Here is a 17,604-nt window from a genome sequence, read left to right on the forward strand (position 1 = left end):
GTTCGCAACGTTCAACCACCCCTGCGGCACCCACCGAGCGGCGGGGCTTGACCAACCTGCCCGCCCCTTAACTACCCGGCATTGGGTTCTAACCGCCCGCGACGCGCACGACCTCAGCTGAGCTGCGGCGCGACCTCGGAAGCCACCAGCTCGATGTGGTCCAGGTCGGTCATGTCCAGGACCTGCAGGTACAGGCGGGTGACGCCGGTTTCCTCGCGCCACTTGCCGATGGTGTCGACGGCCTCGGCGACCGTGCCGGCGAGCCCGTTCTGACGGAGCTCCGAGACCTCGCGGCCGATGGCCTTGGCGCGGCGCTCCAGCTCGGCCTCGTCGCGGCCGACGGCCAGCACCAGCGCGGCCGAGTGGATGATCGACTGGGGATCGCGGCCTGCGGCCGTGGCGGCCGCGTCCACGCGGGCGAACTGCTCGACCGCGAACGAGCGCGGCGAGAACGGGATGTTGAACTCGTCCGCGTAGCGCGCGGCCAGCTCCGGGGTGCGCTTCTTGCCACCGCCGCCGAGCACGATCGGCGGGCGCGGGCTCTGCGCGGGCTTCGGCAGCGCGGGCGCGTCGACGAGCTTGTAGTGCTCGCCGTCGAACGAGAACGTCTCACCCTCGGGGGTCTCCCACAGGCCGGTGAGGATCGCGAGCTGCTCGGTGTAGCGGTCGAACCGCTCCTTCAGCGGCGGCAGGTCGATCCCGTACGCCGTGTGCTCGTCGGCGTACCAGCCGGAGCCGATGCCGAAGTCGACGCGGCCGCCGGACATCCGGTCGACCTGCGCGACGGAGATCGCGAGCATCGACGGGTGCCGGAACGTCGCGGCGGTGACCAGGGTGCCGAGCCGGATGGTGCTGGTCTCTCGGGCGATCCCGGCGAGCGTGATCCACGCGTCGGTCGGACCTGGCAGCCCGCTGGAGTCACCCATCCGCATGATGTGATCGCTTCGGAAGTAGGCGCTGTACCCGGCGGCCTCGGCCGCCTTCGCCAGGCGTACCTGGTCGTCGTAGCTGGCCCCTTGCTGGGGTTCGGTGAAGATTCGCAAGTCCACGGAGCCCACACTACTGGCGGCGCAGCCGCCCCAGCAGCTGAACGATCAAGGCCTCGATCTCGGCGCCGACCTTCTTCGGGTCGGCGGAGCTGGCGATCTCGATCGCGGCACTCGACAGCGCGCCGAACAGCAGGCGCGCGGTGATCTCGACCGGCACGTCGTCGACCTCACCGGCTTCGATCAGCGCCTTCAGGGTGTCGCGGACCAGGCCGAAACTGCATCTGTCCTCGGCCTCGCGCCAGCGTTCCCAGCCCATCACCACCGGGGCCTCGTGAATGGCGATGCGCTGATATTCGGGATCGAGGCAGCTTTTGATGAATCCGCTCAACGCCTTCAGCGCGCGCTCCCACGGCGCGTCCGTCCCGTTGATTATCTTTTCCAGGCGGCCGTAAACCGCGCTCTCCACGGAATCGAACGCCGCCTCGAAAAGCGCCTGCTTACCACTGAAATGGTGATACAGCGCCCCTTTGGTGACCCGTGCGCGCTTGGCGATCTCATCGAGCGAAGTGCCGGCATAACCACGCTTGGTGAACAGTTCGACCGCACTGTTCACCAGCGCCGAACGAGTGGACTCGGAATAGTCGAGCCGCCTGGACCGCATTGTCGCCACGGTCACGAGCTTACGCCCTATTCGCCGACCATACTCATGGTATGTTGGGCGTGTCAGGTCCGTACCGAGAGTATGCCGCACACCCGCGGTATGCCGACGGGACACGGAAGGGGACCACCATGAGCTGGAACGACTTCTACCGGCGGCGTGACGTGATGGACGCCGTGATCCGGCAGGCGCGGAGGAGCCCCGCACTGCCGTTCGACGAGATCCCGGGTGCCGCCGAGCTGTTCGGCACCCGCCAGAACCTGCTGCTCGCACTCCAGTACCGCTGGAACCAGCTGCTGAGCGGCCACCTCCGCGCCGAGCTGGCCGACCCCGACGAGGCGCCGGACAACGACCAGGTCGACGCGGTCGCCCGCGCGTGGCGCAGGACCGTCGCCGAGCACGCGACGCTGCACGCGGTGCTCGAGGCGAACCTCGACGCGCACCCGATGCTCCAGGCCGCGCACGACGCCGAGCGGAAGATGCTGGTGGTCACGGCCGGTCTGGCCGACCCCGGCGAGCCGCCTGCCGAGATCCACCGGGTCGGCTCCGCGTTCGGCGCGCTGCTGCGCAGCGGTCCCGTCCGGCGGGAACGCCGCGGACCTGTCAGTCACCTACTGCGCATGCTGGCGCCCAGCGCGTGAGGACGGTTAGGTACTCCGTATGACGTGGACCGAGCAGAACATCCCCGACCAGACCGGGCGGACCGTGCTGATCACCGGCGCGAACTCGGGCCTCGGCCTGCGCAGCGCGCAGGTGCTCGCCGGCAAGGGCGCGCACGTGCTGCTGGCCTGCCGTTCCCCGCAGCGCGGCGAGCAGGCACTCGCGAAGGTCGAGGCGGCCTCGACCGGAGCCAAGCCCGAGCTGGTCCGGCTCGACCTGGCCGACCTGTCGTCCGTGCGCGACGCGGCGACCATCGTCCGCGAGCACACCGGCGACAAGCTCGACGTGCTGATCAACAACGCCGGCATGATGGCGACGCCCAAGGGGCACACCAAGGACGGCTTCGAAACCCAGTTCGGCATCAACCACCTCGGTCACGCCGCGCTGACCTGGCTGCTCATGCCCGCGCTGCGCGGCGCCGGCGAGTCCCGCGTCGTGACGCTGTCGAGCATCGCCGCGAACGGTGGCCGCTTCGACGCCGAGGACCCGAACTTCGAGCACCGCCGCTACAACCCGGCGTCGGCGTACGGCCAGTCCAAGCTGGCGAACCAGATCTTCGCGATCGAGCTGGACCGCCGCCTGCGCGCGGCGGGCGAGGACGTGATCAGCGTCGCCGCCCACCCCGGCTACACGTCGACCGGACTGGGCTCCGGCATGGCCAACTCGTACTCGAACCCGGTGCTGCGCACGGTCATCGGCTTCGGCAACAAGCTCGGCGAGCTGCTGATCGCACAGGGCACCCAGGCGGGCACGCTCCCCCAGCTCCGCGCGGCGACCGACCCTGACGTCCAAGGCGGCGACTACTACGGCCCGTCGGGCGTCGGCGGCATGCGCGGAAACCCGGTCAAGGTGCCCACGCTCGGGCACGCCCGCGGCGAGTCGACCGGCACCGCGCTGTGGGACGTGACCGCGAAGTTGACGGGCATCACTCCCGACCCCGCGTGATCAAGGGTGCGGCGGCTCACGGGCGTACTGTCTAGCTTGTGAGTGCCGTACCTGAAGGCCGGAAGCTGCTGCGTCTCGAAGTCCGCAACAGTGAGACGCCGATCGAGAAGAAGCCGCCGTGGATCAAGACCAAGGCACGCATGGGCCCCGAGTTCACCGAACTCAAAGGCCTGGTGCGCCGCGAAGGCCTCCACACCGTCTGTGAAGAGGCCGGCTGCCCCAACATCTACGAATGCTGGGAAGACCGCGAAGCCACCTTCCTGATCGGTGGCAGCCAATGCACCCGCCGCTGCGATTTCTGCCAGATCGACACCGGTAAGCCCGCTGAGCTGGATCGGACCGAGCCGCGCAAGGTGGCGGAGTCGGTCCAGGCGATGGGGCTGCGCTACTCGACGGTCACCGGCGTCGCGCGTGATGACCTTTCCGATGGCGGTGCGTGGCTGTACGCGGAGACCGTCCGGCAGATTCACGAGCTGAACCCGGGTACCGGTGTCGAGCTGCTGATCCCGGACTTCAACGCCGAGCCTGACCAGCTGGCTGAGGTGTTCTCGTCACGTCCCGAGGTGCTGGCGCACAACGTGGAGACGGTGCCGCGGATCTTCAAGCGCATCCGTCCCGGCTTCCGGTACGCCCGGTCGTTGTCGGTGATCACGGCCGCCCGTGAGGCCGGCCTGGTGACCAAGTCCAACCTCATCCTGGGCATGGGCGAGACCCCCGACGAGGTCGCCCCGGCCATGCAGGACCTGGTCGACGCGGGCTGCGAGATCCTCACGATCACCCAGTACCTGCGGCCGTCACCCCGCCACCACCCGGTCGACCGCTGGGTCAAGCCGGAGGAGTTCGTCGAGCACTCCAAGGCCGCCGAGGCCATGGGCTTCGCGGGCGTCATGGCGGGCCCGCTGGTCCGCTCCTCCTACCGCGCGGGCCGCCTCTACGCCCAGACCAAGCAGCACCGCGGCGAAGACCTCCCCGAGAACCTCGCCCACCTGGCAGCCCAGGGCCCGGCCGCCCAAGAGGCCAGCTCCCTCCTCGCCCGCTGAAAAAAATCCCAATGTGGCTTTCGTCAGCTTTGAGCTGACGAAAGCCACATTGGCGGGCTGAAACCTGACCAATGCCGCATTGGGATTTTTTTCCCAGGGTCAGGTGTCCTTGCGGGTGGACGGGACGTAGCGGCGGGCGACGTTTTCCTCCGTCGAGGCGCCGGGTTCCCAGTGGGAGATCCACGGGCCCGTGCCTTCGCTCGGGTCCAGTACGCCTTCTTCGAGCCAGACGTGACGGCCGCTCAGCACGTCCGCCGCCAGCTTGGTGTCCAGGGCGTCCGTGTTGTCCCACAAGGCATCGAACAGCTTCTCGATGCGCAAGCGGGCCTGGGCGCAGAAGACCGACGCGAGTTCGTACGCCGCCTTGCCCTGGGCTTCGTCGTCGGAACGCAGCATCTCCGCGCGCACGCAGGCCGCCGAGATCGCGAACAGCTCGGCGCCGATGTCGACGACGCGGCCCAGGAAGCCTTGGTGCTTCTCGAGACCGGCCTGCCAGCGCGCCATGCCGTAGAACGTCGAGCGCGCCAGCTTGCGCGCGGACCGTTCCACGTAACGCAGCTCCGAGGCCAGCGGGCCGAATTCGCTGAACGCCGTCGGCACCTGGCCCTTGCCGGTCACCAGCTGGGGCAACCACTTCGCGTAGAAACCGCTCGCCTTGGCCGCGGCCTTCGCCTTGGCCTTGGTGTCGGAATCCGGGTCGGCCAGTGCGCCGGCCGCCGACAGGTGCGCGTCGACGGCCTCGCGCGCGATGAGCAGCCGCATGATTTCCGACGAGCCCTCGAAGATGCGGTTGATGCGCAGGTCACGCACGAGCTGCTCGACCGGCACCGCGCGTTCTCCGCGCGCGGCAAGGGATTCCGCGGTCTCGTAGCCGCGGCCGCCGCGGATCTGCATCAGCTCGTCCGCGATCTGGCAGGCCATCTCACTCGCCCAGAGCTTCGCCAGCGCGGCTTCGATGCGGATGTCGTTGCGGCCCTCGTCGCTCATGTGCGCCGACAGGTCCAGCACCGCTTCCAAGGCGAACGTCGTGGCGGTGATGAACGAGAGCTTTTCGGCCACCGCGCCGTGCTTGCCGACCGGAAGGCCCCATTGCACGCGCTCGGACGACCACTCGCGCGCGATCTTCATCGCCCACTTGCCCGCGCCGGCACACATCGCCGGGATCGACAGGCGCCCGGTGTTCAATGTCGCCAAAGCGATCTTCAGGCCCTTGCCCTCGCCGCCGACCACGTTCGCCTTCGGCACCCGGACGTTGTGCAGCCGGGTGACGCCGTTCTCGATGCCGCGCAGGCCCATGAACGCGTTGCGTTTCTCCACCGTGATGCCCGGCGAATCCGCTTCGACGATGAACGCCGTCACGCCGCCCTTGCGGCCCTCGGACTTGGGCACCCGCGCCATCACGACCAGCAGTTCGGACACCACGCCGTTGGTCGTCCACAGCTTCACGCCGTTGAGCAGGTAGGCCTCGCCGTCCTCGGTCGGCGTCGCGGTCGACGCGAGCCGCGCCGGGTCGGAGCCGACATCGGGCTCGGTGAGCAGGAACGAGCTGACCGCGCCCGCCGCGCACCGTGGCAGGAACTCCGCCTTCTGCTCAGGCGTCCCGGCGAGCTTCAACGGCTCGGGCACGCCGATCGACTGATGCGCGGACAGCAGCACGCCGAGCGTCGAATGCACCGAGCCGACCAGCATCAGCGCCTGGTTGTACGCGACCTGCGTGAGCCCGAGCCCGCCGTACTCCTCGGGGATCTTGATCCCGAAACAGCCCAGCTCGGCCAGGCCTTTGACGTACTCGTCGGGGATCTTCGACTCGCGTTCGATGACCCTGCCGTCGATAGTCGAGCAGTACGCGCGTAGTGCTTCGAGGAACTTGGCGGCCTTCGCATCGGCCTCGGCGGTCGGCCGGGGGTGCGGGTGGACCAGGTCGAGCCGGAAGCGGCCGAGATACAACTCCTTGGCGAAGGAGGGCTTGGACCAGCCGGTCTCCCTCGCCTCTTCGGCGAATGCCCTGGCTTCCTTCTCGGTCACTTTCACCTGGTCGACCACGGCGGCCTCCTTGCCGAAGGGTGTGACGAGCGTTACTCACCAGTGTTACCCCTCGGTAGTGCAAATGAAAAGCGGTGACCGGGCGAAATCCGCGCTCGCCCGGTCACCGCTCCTCGGCCGGTCGGGTCCGGTCAGCGGTGTGAAACCCGCCGCACCGACCAGCCGATCACCACCAGTGCGACACCGGCGCCCATCAGCGCGAACGGCCAGACCGGCGCGCTGGAGCCGTCACCGGCCGGGGACACGCCCGGCGTGAAACCGCCCAGCTTGCCTTGCTGGGCATAGGCGGACCCGGGCAGCTTGTCGGCGTACTGCTGGTGCACGAGCCGCTGGTACGCGGCCACGGTCATGCCCTTGCCCACCTGGGCGCGAGCGGGGTCGTTCAACGGCACGACCTGCCCGTTCTCCACGCGGTACCAGGCGTTGATCTGCGGTTCGGTGAACACCGCGGCGCCCTGCGCCGGGTAGGTGACCTCTTCGGTGCCGGTGGTCAGGTTGGAGGCTTCCCAGCCCTGACGGCCGTCACGGGTCAGCCACACGGTGGCCTCCTGGCCGCTCGCCGCGCGGGTCTTCACCGCGAGATAGGCGAACCCGCCAGGCTCCTGACTCTGGCCGGTGACGAACTCCGGCGTCAGCGAGAACACCCGCAACGGCTGGCCGGTCACCTGGGGCGCCTTGGCCGACTCGGCCTGCACCGCGAAGCCGGACCTGCGGTCGAGCTGCACGAAGAACTTCGACAGTTTCGCTTGTGTGTCAGGCGAAGCGGCGACCTGACGGGCGGCGGCGATATCCGCGTCGGACACCCCGCCGACGCCGTAGCCGTCGGCCGAAGCGGTACCGGCGCCGAGCGCGAACAGCGCGGCGAGCGCGCCAAAGAATGCGATCTTCCTCATGTCACGCCCCGATCCGGTAGAGCGACTGTGCCCACTGGAACTGTCCATTGCGGACATACGAGTTGTAGGACATCGCGCTGTAGCGCTGGCTCGAAGGCCACGGGTCGCCGTAGTAGAGCTGCTGGGTGGTCGAGTCGTAGCCGTAGATGACCTGCGCGTGACCGCCACCGGCCGTCCAGTAGATGCCGGTCTCGATCGGGCGCTTGGCGTCGATCTCGGTGCGGACCGAGGTGAAGCTCAGCGCCTGCGTGACGGTGCCCGGCCGCAGGCCGAGTGCCTGGTAGCCGCGCTGGACCCAGCTGAGCTGGCCCGCCTGGTTCGGACACGGGGTGCCTGGCTGGTAGCCGCGCGAGTAAGCGCAGAAGGTGTTCTGGCTGGTGCTCGCGCCGTAGCCGAGCGAGCGGGCGATGGTGAGCCCGCTGGCCGCCCAGCACCACTGGTTCTGCTCCTGGACGAGCTGGGAGATCGGCACCGTGACGGCTGCTTCGACCCCGGCGTTGGCCGGTGGCGCGAAGAGCCCTAGTGACAGCAGGCCCGCGATGACCGCGCCCGCCATCCTGGAGTGTCTGAACCGCATTTCTGCTCCTTTGCAGTCGGTCATGTCGAGACTCGCCTGCAAACGAACGGAGCAGTAATCCCATTGGGGATAACACCCACCTTATGGGCGGGTTATCTGACTTAACGTGACGCTTCCGCCAAGGCTTCCGGGTGATCCTTGCACCACTGGGCGAAGTGCGGATTCCGGTCGATGGACGCCCGATAGGCCGTGACGGCGCACTGGAACACCTCGTCCAGCATCGGCAGCACGGTCTTGTCCTCGCGCATCGCGAACAGCAGCGTCGTCCAGAGCGGATCTCCCTTGAACGGCAACGCGAGCAGCCCCGGCGGCGGCGCGGAGGCCGCCTGCGCCAAGCACACCGCGCCCTGCGCGATCAGCGTCCCCGCGGTACCGGCCTCCGAGGTGTAGTGCCGGATCCTCGGCACGAAACCGGCGGCGGCGCACGCCGCCTGGAATCGCACACGCACGGCGTTTTCGTGTGGTGGTGGCAAAATCCAGTCGGCGTCGGCGAGATCGGCCAATTCGACCTGACCGTCCTTGATGGCCGGATGCCCCTCGGCGATCCCGGCGAAAATGGGCTCGGTGGCCAGCGGGCGCACCACGAGCCCGTCGTAATGATGGGCCTCGGTGCCGTCGAACCGCTCGACCAGCGCGCAGTCGACGCGCCCCGTCGAAAGCAGCTTGAGCAGCATCAAGGCGGCCGGCTCCGCCCAGGTCTGGACGTCGACCTCGACCAGCCGCGTGCGCAGCTGCTCGATGAGGCTGCCGATGATCAGCAGCGGGACATAGCCGACACGGAGCGTGGTCGGCGTCCCGCCCTCGCCGTGCTTGCGCGCGGAGACGACCAGCGAGCGCATGTCGGCGAGCAACGCGTCGGCCCTGTTCAGCACGAACCCGCCGAGCGCGGTCGGGCGCGAGCCCTGCGCGCTGCGCTCGAACAGCTCGCCGCCGAGTATCCGCTCGATCCGCTTGAGCTGAGCGGTCAGCGCGGGCTGACTGATGCCCAGCACCGTGGACGCCTTGCTCACGCTGCCGGTTTCCGCCACGGCGCGGACGGCGCGCAGATGGCGCAGCTCCAGCTCAGCCATCCAGTGAGGTTATCCCCCGTTTCGGGGGCAAAACGACCTGCGAAAGTCGGGGGCGGCTACATTCGGCCGCATGGCAGCGCCCCACCTACCCGGTCCGGTCGGTTTCGTGCTCGGCGGGGGCGGCAGCCTCGGCTCCATGCAGGTCGGGATGCTGCGCGCGCTCGACGAGGCCGGGATCAAGCCGGACCTGGCCGTCGGCACCTCCGTCGGCTCGCTCAACGCCGCCGTGCTGGCCACCGGCGACTCCGCCGAACGGCTGCGCAAGATCTGGTCGCAGATGACCAGGCACGAGGCGTTCCCCGGCGGCGTGCTGAGCCAGGTCAGGACGCTGCGGCACACCAAGACGCACCTGTTCCCCAACACCGGCCTCGCCGCGATCATCGACGAGCATCTCGGCGAAGGCAGCAGTTTCGAAGACGCCACGATGCCGCTCGGTGTGGTGGTGACCGACGTCGAGACCGCCGAGCCCGTGCTCATCCGGTCCGGCCCGCTCAAGCCCGCACTGCTGGCGAGCGCGGCCATCCCCGGCATCTACCCGCCGGTCGAGCACGACGGAAAGCTGCGCTACGACGGCGGGCTGGTCGCGAACGTGCCGATGCGCCAAGCGCTGGCCATGGGCGCGAAGTCACTGGTCGTGCTCGACTGCGCGTTCCCGGGGCAGCTGCCGGACCGGCCGCAGACGTTCGCCGAGGTGATGATGTTCACCGCGATGATCAGCATGCGGAATCAGGCGGTGCTCGAAGCACCGGTCGCGGCGGCCTCGGTTCCTGTGGTGTATCTCCCAGGACCGGCCCCGATGCGCCTCAGCCCGCTCGATTTCAGCCACACGGAGGAATTGTCCGAGCAGGCATATCAGTCAGCCCGGACATTTCTGGAGCAGATCGCCGTGAATGGCCCAGGCCTATACGGAGCGCCGGGCCTGCTGACCTAGCAACCTTCCGGGAGAATGGACGTCTTGGCTATCGCGTAGTTTTGAAGGCACAGACGTCCAGGTATCTCACAAGAAGAGACCACATGTTTCCCAAGAAGACTTTACTTTCCGCTTTGCTGATCGCGGGGCTGGCGCTGTCCGCGTGCAGTTCCGGCGACAACGCCGCCGCGCCGTCCGAAGGCGGCAAGCAGGCGGCGTCCGGCGTCTCGGTGAGCATCGAGCCCGCCGCGGGCCAGAACGTCAACCCGGCGATACCGGTCACCGTCAAGGTGACCAACGGCAAGCTGAGCGACGTCACGGTCACCAACACCGCCAAGGGAAAGGCCGTCAAGGGTGAGCTCGCCGCCGACGGGCTTTCCTGGGCCACCACCGAACCGCTCGGGTACGCCAGCACGTACAAGGTGCTCGCGCACGCGACCGGCACCGACGGCAAGCCGGTCGAGCAGCAGAGCCAGCTGACCACCATCTCGCCCAAGTCGCAGGCGAACGCGAACCTCATCCCGGCGCCCGCGTCGGTGAAGGACAGCGGCGTCGGCGTCGGCCAGCCGATCGTGTTCGATTTCAAGGTGCCGGTCAAGAACAAGGCGGAGGTCGAAAAGCAGCTCTCGGTCGAATCCACGCCGAAGCAAGAAGGCGGCTGGTATTGGATCGACAACAGCGCCCATTACCGCCCGAAGGAATACTGGCAGGCGGGCACCACGCTGAAGGTGACCGCGAAGATTTACGGCGTCGATTTCGGCAACGGCGTCTTCGGCGCGGAGGATCGCGTCGAAACGTACAAGGTGCACGATTCCTGGATCGCCAAGGCCGACGGCAACACCGAGCAGATGCAGATCTTCCACAACGGCGAGATGGTCAAGTCGATGCCGATCTCGCTCGGCAAGGACTCCACGCCGACACACCTCGGCGCGCATGTCATCTCCGACAAGCACGAGCACTACACGATGGACTCGTGCACCTACGGCGTCTGCCAGGGCCAGCCGGGGTACTACAAGTCGAACGAGAACTGGTCACTGCGCATCTCGAACGACGGCGAGTTCGTCCACGAGAACCCGAACAGCGTCGGCGCGCAGGGCAGCTCGAACGTCTCGCACGGCTGCATCAACCTCAACGGCGCCAACGCGCAGTGGTTCTACCAGAACCTCGGCCTCGGCGACGTCGTCGAGGTGACCAACTCCGGCGGCAAGCCGCTGCCGGTCTGGGACCTCTACGGCGACTGGTCGCCGACCTGGGAGCAGTGGAAGGCCGGTAGCGCCATCAAGTAATACTGGACGGGTGGATGCCCGAGAGCTCGTCGCAGGCGCCGGCCGGATCGTGGTGCTGACCGGCGCCGGGATCTCGACGGACTCGGGCATCCCCGACTTCCGCGGCCCCAACGGTCTCTGGACCAAGAACCCCGGCGCCGAGAAGATGTCCGACCTGCGGGCCTACAGCACCAGCCGCGAGGTCCGCGAACAGACATGGCAGGCGCGGCTCGTCCACCCCGGCTGGTCGGCCGAGCCGAACGCCGCACATCACGCGCTCGCCGACCTGGAACTGACAGGGCGGCTGCGCGCGATCATCACGCAGAACATCGACCGCCTGCACCAGAAGGCGGGCTCGACGGTCGTCATCGAGCTGCACGGGACGATGTTCGAGTCGGTCTGCCTGTCGTGCGCCGACCACCGCGACATGCGCGAGTCGCTCGACCGCGTCCGCGCGGGCGAGACGGACCCGCCGTGCCTGGCCTGCGGCGGGATCCTGAAGTCGGCGACGATCTCGTTCGGCCAGTCGCTGGACCGGAAGATCTTCGACACGGCCAAGTACGAGGCCCGGACCTGCGATCTCCTCATCGCCGCCGGGACCTCACTGGCCGTGCAGCCCGCGGCTGGCCTGGTCGGCCTCGCCTCGTCACACGGCGCCAAGATCATCATCTGCAACGCCTCGGAGACGCCCTACGACGGCTTCGCGGCGGCGATCCTCCGCGACCCATTGGGCGAGATCCTGCCTGAGCTGGTCAAGGACTCGTGAGTGGTATGGCCGGTTAGAACCGGCCATACCACTCACGAGTCCTTATGCCTGGCGATCACGGTCACCGCGACCATGGCAGCCGCCAGCAGCGCCGTGAGGTGGATCGGCGCCGGGCTGAACGAGGCCGCGAGCACCAAGGCCGCCGTCACCGGGTAGCCGATCGCGATCGGGCGGCACTCGTTGGCGGGGCCGATGTGCAGCAGCCAGACGCTGAGCAGGTAGATCGCCACCGGGACCGTGGTCGGCAACGCGGCCATGACCGGGCCGAGATGGGTCGCGTGGGTGTCGTAGTCGACAGCGACCTCCAGGCCCGCGCCGACCGCCGCCGCCGAGGCGAAGATCAGGTAGTGGCCGTAGCCCCAGCTGGTCGACGTGCGCATGGTGGAGTTGCGCACCAGCCGCAGATGGCCGGGCTGGTCGAAATACAGCCACCACAACGAAAAGACCAGCACGAGGCCCGCCGCGGACAGTATCGCCAGCGCCGCGGTGTGCTCGCCCGCGGCGATGCCCTCCTTGATCGCCGTCGTGGCGGCCAGGATCGTCTCGCCGAGGACGATGATCGTGAACAGGCCGTACCGCTCGGCGATGTGCTCGGGGTGCCAGCTCGTGTGACCCGCGCGCTCAGCGACCACCGGTACCGCGAACTCCAGCAGCACCAGCAGGAAGAAACTGGGCACCAGCAAGGATTCCGGCAGCGCGAGCCGCACGATCCACAGTATCTGGACGATCGTGATGCCGGCCGCGTAGCGCAGCGCGGTCGCGCGGCACGACCGGTCGGTGACGGCCGCGCGCAGCCATTGGCTGACCATCGCGAGCCGCATCAGGGCATAGCCGATGACGATCACCGTGTAGTCGCCGGTTTCGGACGCGGGGGTCACACCGGCCGCGACCGTCAGTCCGCCCGCGATCTGGACCATGGTCGCGAGCCGGTAGGCGACGTCGTCGGTGTCGAACGCCGAGGCGAACCAGCTGAAGTTCAGCCAGCCCCACCAGATCGCGAAGAACACCATGAGGAAGTTGAGTACGCCGGTGCCGAAATGGTTCTCGGTGAGCGCGTGGTGCAGCGACGCGGCCGCCTGCGCGACCGCGACGACGAAACACAGGTCGAACAGCAGCTCGAGCGGGGTCGAGGCGCGGTGGCCCTCGTCGCTGGAGCGGGACATCATCGGCCGGTACCAGGCGCGCGCGGCGGTGTGCTCGGTCACCCGCACATCCCAGCACGAATGATCCGGAAATGCTCGAGGTGGGCCCGGTTCCCCCTCGCCCGGGCCCACACCCACGCCGAATCACCCGTGGCACTCCCAAGCCGGCCGAACGGTCCCCCGCGGACGCCGACCGTGCTTCGGTTGAGAGGTGACGGCCGCTGCCCAACGCGACCGGGCAACGCCGCCGAATCCGGCGGGCGACCCCATCCCCGGGTCACCCGGCCAGGACGCCACTTGGGGTAGTGGTGGCACTCGACGAAGGCTCCATAAGATGTACCCGGTTGCTCTGAGTAGCGCTAGCGCCGAAGTTCGCTCGTCACCCAGATGGAGTATGATATATCACCACGCGTGATGCGATGATCCATCTGGGTGGTCTAGTCCTGTGAAATCACTGCCCCTTCGGGCAACGGCCGTCGCGCACGGCGAACACGGAGCTCCGCCAAGGCGAGTCCGAGCGCGATCAGCGTGATCACGATGGCACAGCCCAGAGCGGCCGAAAGCGCACGCGGATAGTCACCGGGCAGCAGCGCGTGGAACACCGCGGCGAGCACGGCCGTCCCGATCGCGGTGCCGATCCGCTGCCCCGTCTGCAACGCGCCACCGGCGACACCGGACAAGGGCGCGGGCACGCACTCCAGGGTGAGCGTGACGTTGGGCGAGATCACCATCCCGCCGCCGACCCCGGCCACCAGCAGCGGCAGCGCGACGGCGAGTCCCGCGAACTGCGGCGGAACGAGGTTCACGACGACGGCGACGACCGCCAGCCCGGACGCGACCATGGTCAGCCCGATGGCCGTGAGCTTGCGGCCCCAGGTCGACACCAGCCGTCCGGCGACCGCCGCGGACACGGCCGAGCCGAGTGCGAACGGCGTGACCGCGAGCCCGGACTCCAGCGGCGAATATCCCAGTCCCTGCTGGAAGAAGATCGCGAACACCAGCCAGATCCCGGCGAACCCGCAGAAGTAGATGGCGCCGACCGCGGCCCCGGACGCGTAGCCGGGCGTGCCGGTGAACAGGCGGATGTCCAGCAGTGGCGGGCGGCCCCTCTCGACGGTCCGCCGCTCCCAGCGGACGAACGCGAACCCGGCCACCGCCGCGACCGCGAACAGCCACCACATGCCGCCGGAGATGAGCGGCAGCAGCACTCCCAGCACCGCCAAGCCCAGCAGGACGATCCCGGCGAAGTCGACCTCGTCGCGCAGTCTTCCGTGCCGTCGCGGCGCCTTCGGCAGCCAGCGCGTCGCGAGCACGAACGCGAGCAGGCCGATCGGGACGTTGACGAAGAACACCCAGCGCCAGCTCGCGACGGACAGGATCGCGCCGCCGAGCACCGGCCCGACCGCGGTCGAGATCCCGACGGTCGCGCCGAACAGGCCGAACGCGCGGCCCCGTTCCGGCCCGCGGAACATGTCCTGGATCAGCCCGCTGTTCTGCGGGGTCAGCATGCCCGCGACCGCGCCCTGCAGCAGCCGCGCGAGCACCAGCGTCCACTCGTTCGGCGCCGCGCCGCAGAACGCGCTCGCCAGCACGAAACCGGCGAGCGCGAGCAGGAACATCTTGCGCCTGCCCAGGATGTCGCCGAGCCTGCCGCCGGTCACCAGCACCAGGCCGAACGTCAGCGCGTACCCGGAGACCACCCACTGGATGCCGCCGTTGGACGCGGGCAGCTCCCGCTGGATCGACGGCAGCGCCGTGTTGACGATGCTGACGTCGAGCAGCCCCATGAACCCGGCGGCCAGCGTGACCGCGAGCGCCTTCCAGCGCCGCGGGTCCGGCTCGGCCGAGGTCATCGCGAGTTGGCGGTGATTCCCCGGATCCCCTTCAGCTCCCCGATCAGCATCGAGGTGACCTTCACCGGGTAGTCGTAGAGCGCGAACACCGTCTGCTTCTTCTGCCCGACCAGCTTGAGGTGCACGGGGGTGTCGCCCTTGTGCGCCAGCAGTGTCGACTTCAGCTCGCTCACCACGGCCTGGTCGATCTTCTCGGCGGCGGCGAGCAGCACCAGCGGCGGCTCCTCCTCGCCGATGGCGGCATCGGACAGGTCCAGCGGCACCAGTCCGCCGCCGAACACGGACATCTTGTCCTCGCGCCAGTTGACCCTGCCCTTGACCAGCACCGCGTTGTCCTCGATGAGGTCACCGGCGAACATCGCGTACGCCTTGGGGAAGAACAGCACCTCCAGCGCGGCGTCCATGTCCTCGACCGTGCAGATCGCCCAGGGCTCGCCCTTCTTGTTGACCCGCCGCTCGAGCGAAGTGATCAAGCCGGAGATGACGAGCTCACCTTCCCTCGGCGGGTCCGCGAGGATCGACGCGATCGGGCGCGGCGCGTGCTTGCGCAGGATGAACTCGGCGCCGTCGAGCGGGTGCGCGGAGACGTACAGGCCGAGCATTTCCCGCTCGTAGCCGAGCATCTGCTTGCGCGGATACTCCTCTTCGCCGAACTTGAGGTGCGCCAGCGGCGACGAGGCGACGGCGGCTTCGTCATCGTCCCCGCCGAAGCCGAACAGGTCGAACTGGCCCATCGCCTCCTGGCGCTTGAGCGGCACCACGGCTTCGACCGCGTCTTCGTGCACCTGGATCATCGAAAGCCGGGTGGCGCCGAGCGAGTCGAACCCACCGGCCTTGATCAGCGATTCGATGACCCGCTTGTTGCAGGCCACGAGCTCGGACTTGTCGAGGAAGTCGGTGAAGGAGGAGTACTTCCCCTTCTCCTCGCGGGTCTTGATGATCGACTCGACGACGTTCGCGCCGACGTTGCGGACGGCACCCATGCCGAAGCGGATGTCGTCCCCGACGGCCGCGAACCGCAGTGCCGACTCGTTGACGTCCGGCGGCAGCACCTTGATGCCGAGTCGGCGGCACTCGGACAGGTAGATCGCCGACTTGTCCTTGTTGTCACCGACCGAGGTGAGCAGCGCGGCCATGTACTCGGGCGTGAAGTTCGCCTTGAGGTACGCGGTCCAGTACGAGATCAGGCCGTACGCGGCGGCGTGGCTCTTGTTGAACGCGTAACCCGCGAACGGGAGGATCGTGTCCCACAGCGCCTTGACCGCTTCGGGCGAGAAGCCGCCTTCGACGAGGGTGCTGGACTTCATGCCTTCTTCGAAGCCGACGTACTCCTTGTCGAGTACTTCCTTCTTCTTCTTACCCATGGCGCGGCGGAGCACGTCCGCGCGGCCCATGGTGTACCCGGCCACCTTCTGGCCGATGTGCATGATCTGCTCCTGATAGACGATCAGGCCGTACGTGTCGGCCAGGATCTCCTTCAGGGGCTCCTCGAGCTGCGGATGGATCGGCTTGACCTTCTGCCGATGGTTCTTGCGGTCCGCGTAGTCGTTGTGCGCGTTCATGCCCATCGGGCCGGGGCGGTACAGCGCGCCCACCGCCACGATGTCGTCGAAGACCGTCGGCTCCATGCGGCGCAGCAGGTCACGCATGGGCCCGCCGTCCAGCTGGAACACGCCGAGCGTGTCGCCGCGGGCGAGCAGCTTGTACGTCTCCGGGTCGTCCATGCCGAGCCGGTCGAGGTCGATGTCGATCCCGCGGTTGGTCTTGATGTTATCGATCGCGTCGCCGATGACCGTCAGGTTCCGCAGGCCGAGGAAGTCCATCTTCAGCAGGCCGATGGCCTCGCACGACGGGTAGTCCCAGCCGGTGATGATCGAGCCGTCGTCACGCTGCCAGAGCGGGATGGCGTCGGTCAGCGGGTCGCACGACATGATGACCGCGCAGGCGTGCACGCCCGCGTTGCGGATCAGGCCCTCGAGACCGCGCGCGGTCTCGAAGATCGTCTTGCACTCTTCGTCGGTCTCGACGAGCGCGCGTACCTCGGCGGCCTCGGCGTAGCGCTCGTGGCTGGAGTCGACGATGCCCGAGAGCGGGATGTCCTTCGCCATGATCGGCGGCGGCAGCGCCTTGGAGATCCGGTCGGCGATCGCGTAACCCGGCTGGCCGAAGTGGACACGGGCGGAGTCCTTGATGGCCGCCTTGGTCTTAATGGTGCCGAAGGTGATGACCTGCGCGACCTTGTCCACACCGTACTTTTCGGTGGCGTAGCGGATCATCTCGCCGCGGCGGCGGTCGTCGAAGTCGATGTCGATATCGGGCATCGAGACGCGCTCGGGGTTCAGGAACCGCTCGAACAGCAGCTTCTGCGGGATCGGGTCCAGGTTGGTGATGCCCAGCACGTACGCGACCAGCGAGCCTGCGGCCGAACCACGGCCGGGGCCGACGCGGATGCCCACGCTGCGCGCGTAGTTGATGAGGTCGGCGACGATCAGGAAGTAGGCGGGGAAGCCCTTGCCGATGATGACGTCGAGCTCGGTCTCGATGCGCTCGTGGTAGTACGGGTCCGGCGCGCCGTCCGGGTACCGCCACTTCATGCCCTTTTCGACCTCGGCGCGCAGCCAGGTGCCCTGGTCGTAGCCCTCGGGGACGGCGAAGAACGGCAGCCGGTCCTTGTGCGAGTACACGTCCTCGTACGACTCGATGCGTTCGGCGATGAGCAGCGTGTTGTCGGCGGCGCCCTCGACCTCGCTGTCCCAGTACTCGCGCATCTCGGCGGCGGACTTGAGGTAATAG

15 protein-coding genes are annotated in these 17,604 nt (G+C 68.2%); 6 read left to right on the plus strand and 9 right to left on the minus strand.

The window, feature by feature from the left end:
* Positions 1-113: 113 nt before the first annotated feature.
* Both ACFV15_RS44060 and ACFV15_RS44065 read right to left on the minus strand, forming a co-directional pair.
* A complete protein-coding gene (locus ACFV15_RS44060; RefSeq protein ID WP_378358919.1) occupies positions 114-1,049 on the minus strand; it encodes an LLM class F420-dependent oxidoreductase in 936 nt (311 codons plus the stop codon).
* A 10-nt stretch (positions 1,050-1,059) separates the two neighbouring features.
* Positions 1,060-1,650, minus strand: coding sequence for a TetR/AcrR family transcriptional regulator (locus tag ACFV15_RS44065; RefSeq protein ID WP_378358940.1), 591 nt, complete (start codon positions 1,648-1,650; stop codon positions 1,060-1,062).
* A gap of 128 nt (positions 1,651-1,778) precedes the next feature.
* On the opposite strand from ACFV15_RS44065, the gene ACFV15_RS44070 reads away from it, so the two are divergent.
* The 3 genes from ACFV15_RS44070 to lipA are packed head-to-tail and all read left to right on the plus strand — an operon-like array spanning position 1,779 to position 4,292.
* Positions 1,779-2,288 carry a hypothetical protein gene (locus tag ACFV15_RS44070; protein WP_378358921.1) on the plus strand — a complete coding sequence of 170 codons (510 nt, stop codon included), beginning with the start codon at positions 1,779-1,781 and terminating at the stop codon, positions 2,286-2,288.
* A 19-nt stretch (positions 2,289-2,307) separates the two neighbouring features.
* Complete coding sequence (locus ACFV15_RS44075; RefSeq protein ID WP_378358922.1) at positions 2,308-3,252, plus strand: oxidoreductase; 945 nt, start codon at positions 2,308-2,310, stop codon at positions 3,250-3,252.
* A gap of 38 nt (positions 3,253-3,290) precedes the next feature.
* Positions 3,291-4,292 (plus strand): lipoyl synthase, encoded by a 1,002-nt coding sequence (lipA, locus tag ACFV15_RS44080; protein ID WP_378358924.1) that lies wholly within the window; start codon positions 3,291-3,293, stop codon positions 4,290-4,292.
* Between the two features lie 99 nt (positions 4,293-4,391).
* Here the strand turns inward: lipA and ACFV15_RS44085 are convergent, their stop codons facing one another.
* From ACFV15_RS44085 to ACFV15_RS44100, 4 genes are all read right to left on the minus strand, one after another.
* Positions 4,392-6,335 carry an acyl-CoA dehydrogenase family protein gene (locus tag ACFV15_RS44085; protein WP_378358925.1) on the minus strand — a complete coding sequence of 648 codons (1,944 nt, stop codon included), beginning with the start codon at positions 6,333-6,335 and terminating at the stop codon, positions 4,392-4,394.
* A gap of 131 nt (positions 6,336-6,466) precedes the next feature.
* Positions 6,467-7,228, minus strand: coding sequence for a hypothetical protein (locus tag ACFV15_RS44090; protein WP_378358927.1), 762 nt, complete (start codon positions 7,226-7,228; stop codon positions 6,467-6,469).
* A gap of 1 nt (position 7,229) precedes the next feature.
* Positions 7,230-7,805, minus strand: a complete 576-nt coding sequence (locus tag ACFV15_RS44095) for a papain-like cysteine protease family protein (RefSeq protein WP_378358929.1) — start codon at positions 7,803-7,805, stop codon at positions 7,230-7,232.
* A 101-nt stretch (positions 7,806-7,906) separates the two neighbouring features.
* A complete protein-coding gene (locus tag ACFV15_RS44100) occupies positions 7,907-8,875 on the minus strand; it encodes a LysR substrate-binding domain-containing protein (RefSeq protein WP_378358931.1) in 969 nt (322 codons plus the stop codon).
* 70 nt (positions 8,876-8,945) lie between these two features.
* Between ACFV15_RS44100 and ACFV15_RS44105 the strand changes: the two genes are divergently transcribed.
* The 3 genes from ACFV15_RS44105 (at position 8,946) to ACFV15_RS44115 (ending at position 11,816) form a co-directional block, all read left to right on the plus strand.
* The gene (locus ACFV15_RS44105) at positions 8,946-9,806 is read left to right on the plus strand and encodes a patatin-like phospholipase family protein (protein WP_378358933.1); all 861 of its coding nucleotides are present in this window, start codon (positions 8,946-8,948) and stop codon (positions 9,804-9,806) included.
* A gap of 83 nt (positions 9,807-9,889) precedes the next feature.
* Complete coding sequence (locus tag ACFV15_RS44110) at positions 9,890-11,071, plus strand: Ig-like domain-containing protein (protein WP_378358934.1); 1,182 nt, start codon at positions 9,890-9,892, stop codon at positions 11,069-11,071.
* A 10-nt stretch (positions 11,072-11,081) separates the two neighbouring features.
* Complete coding sequence (locus ACFV15_RS44115; RefSeq protein WP_378358936.1) at positions 11,082-11,816, plus strand: NAD-dependent deacetylase; 735 nt, start codon at positions 11,082-11,084, stop codon at positions 11,814-11,816.
* A 32-nt stretch (positions 11,817-11,848) separates the two neighbouring features.
* Here ACFV15_RS44115 and ACFV15_RS44120 read toward each other — a convergent pair whose 3' ends face one another.
* The 3 genes from ACFV15_RS44120 to dnaE form a co-directional block, all read right to left on the minus strand.
* The gene (locus ACFV15_RS44120) at positions 11,849-12,982 is read right to left on the minus strand and encodes a low temperature requirement protein A (RefSeq protein WP_378358942.1); all 1,134 of its coding nucleotides are present in this window, start codon (positions 12,980-12,982) and stop codon (positions 11,849-11,851) included.
* Positions 12,983-13,395: 413 nt separating this feature from the next.
* The gene (locus ACFV15_RS44125; RefSeq protein ID WP_378358937.1) at positions 13,396-14,811 is read right to left on the minus strand and encodes an MFS transporter; all 1,416 of its coding nucleotides are present in this window, start codon (positions 14,809-14,811) and stop codon (positions 13,396-13,398) included.
* The coding region (gene dnaE / locus ACFV15_RS44130; RefSeq protein ID WP_378358939.1) for a DNA polymerase III subunit alpha at positions 14,808-17,604 on the minus strand (2,797 nt) is incomplete at its 5' end. The genes ACFV15_RS44125 and dnaE, both read right to left, overlap by 4 nt.

This window comes from Amycolatopsis sp. NPDC059657 (genome assembly GCF_042734395.1).
In the GTDB taxonomy this organism is placed as follows: Bacteria; Actinomycetota; Actinomycetes; order Mycobacteriales; family Pseudonocardiaceae; genus Amycolatopsis.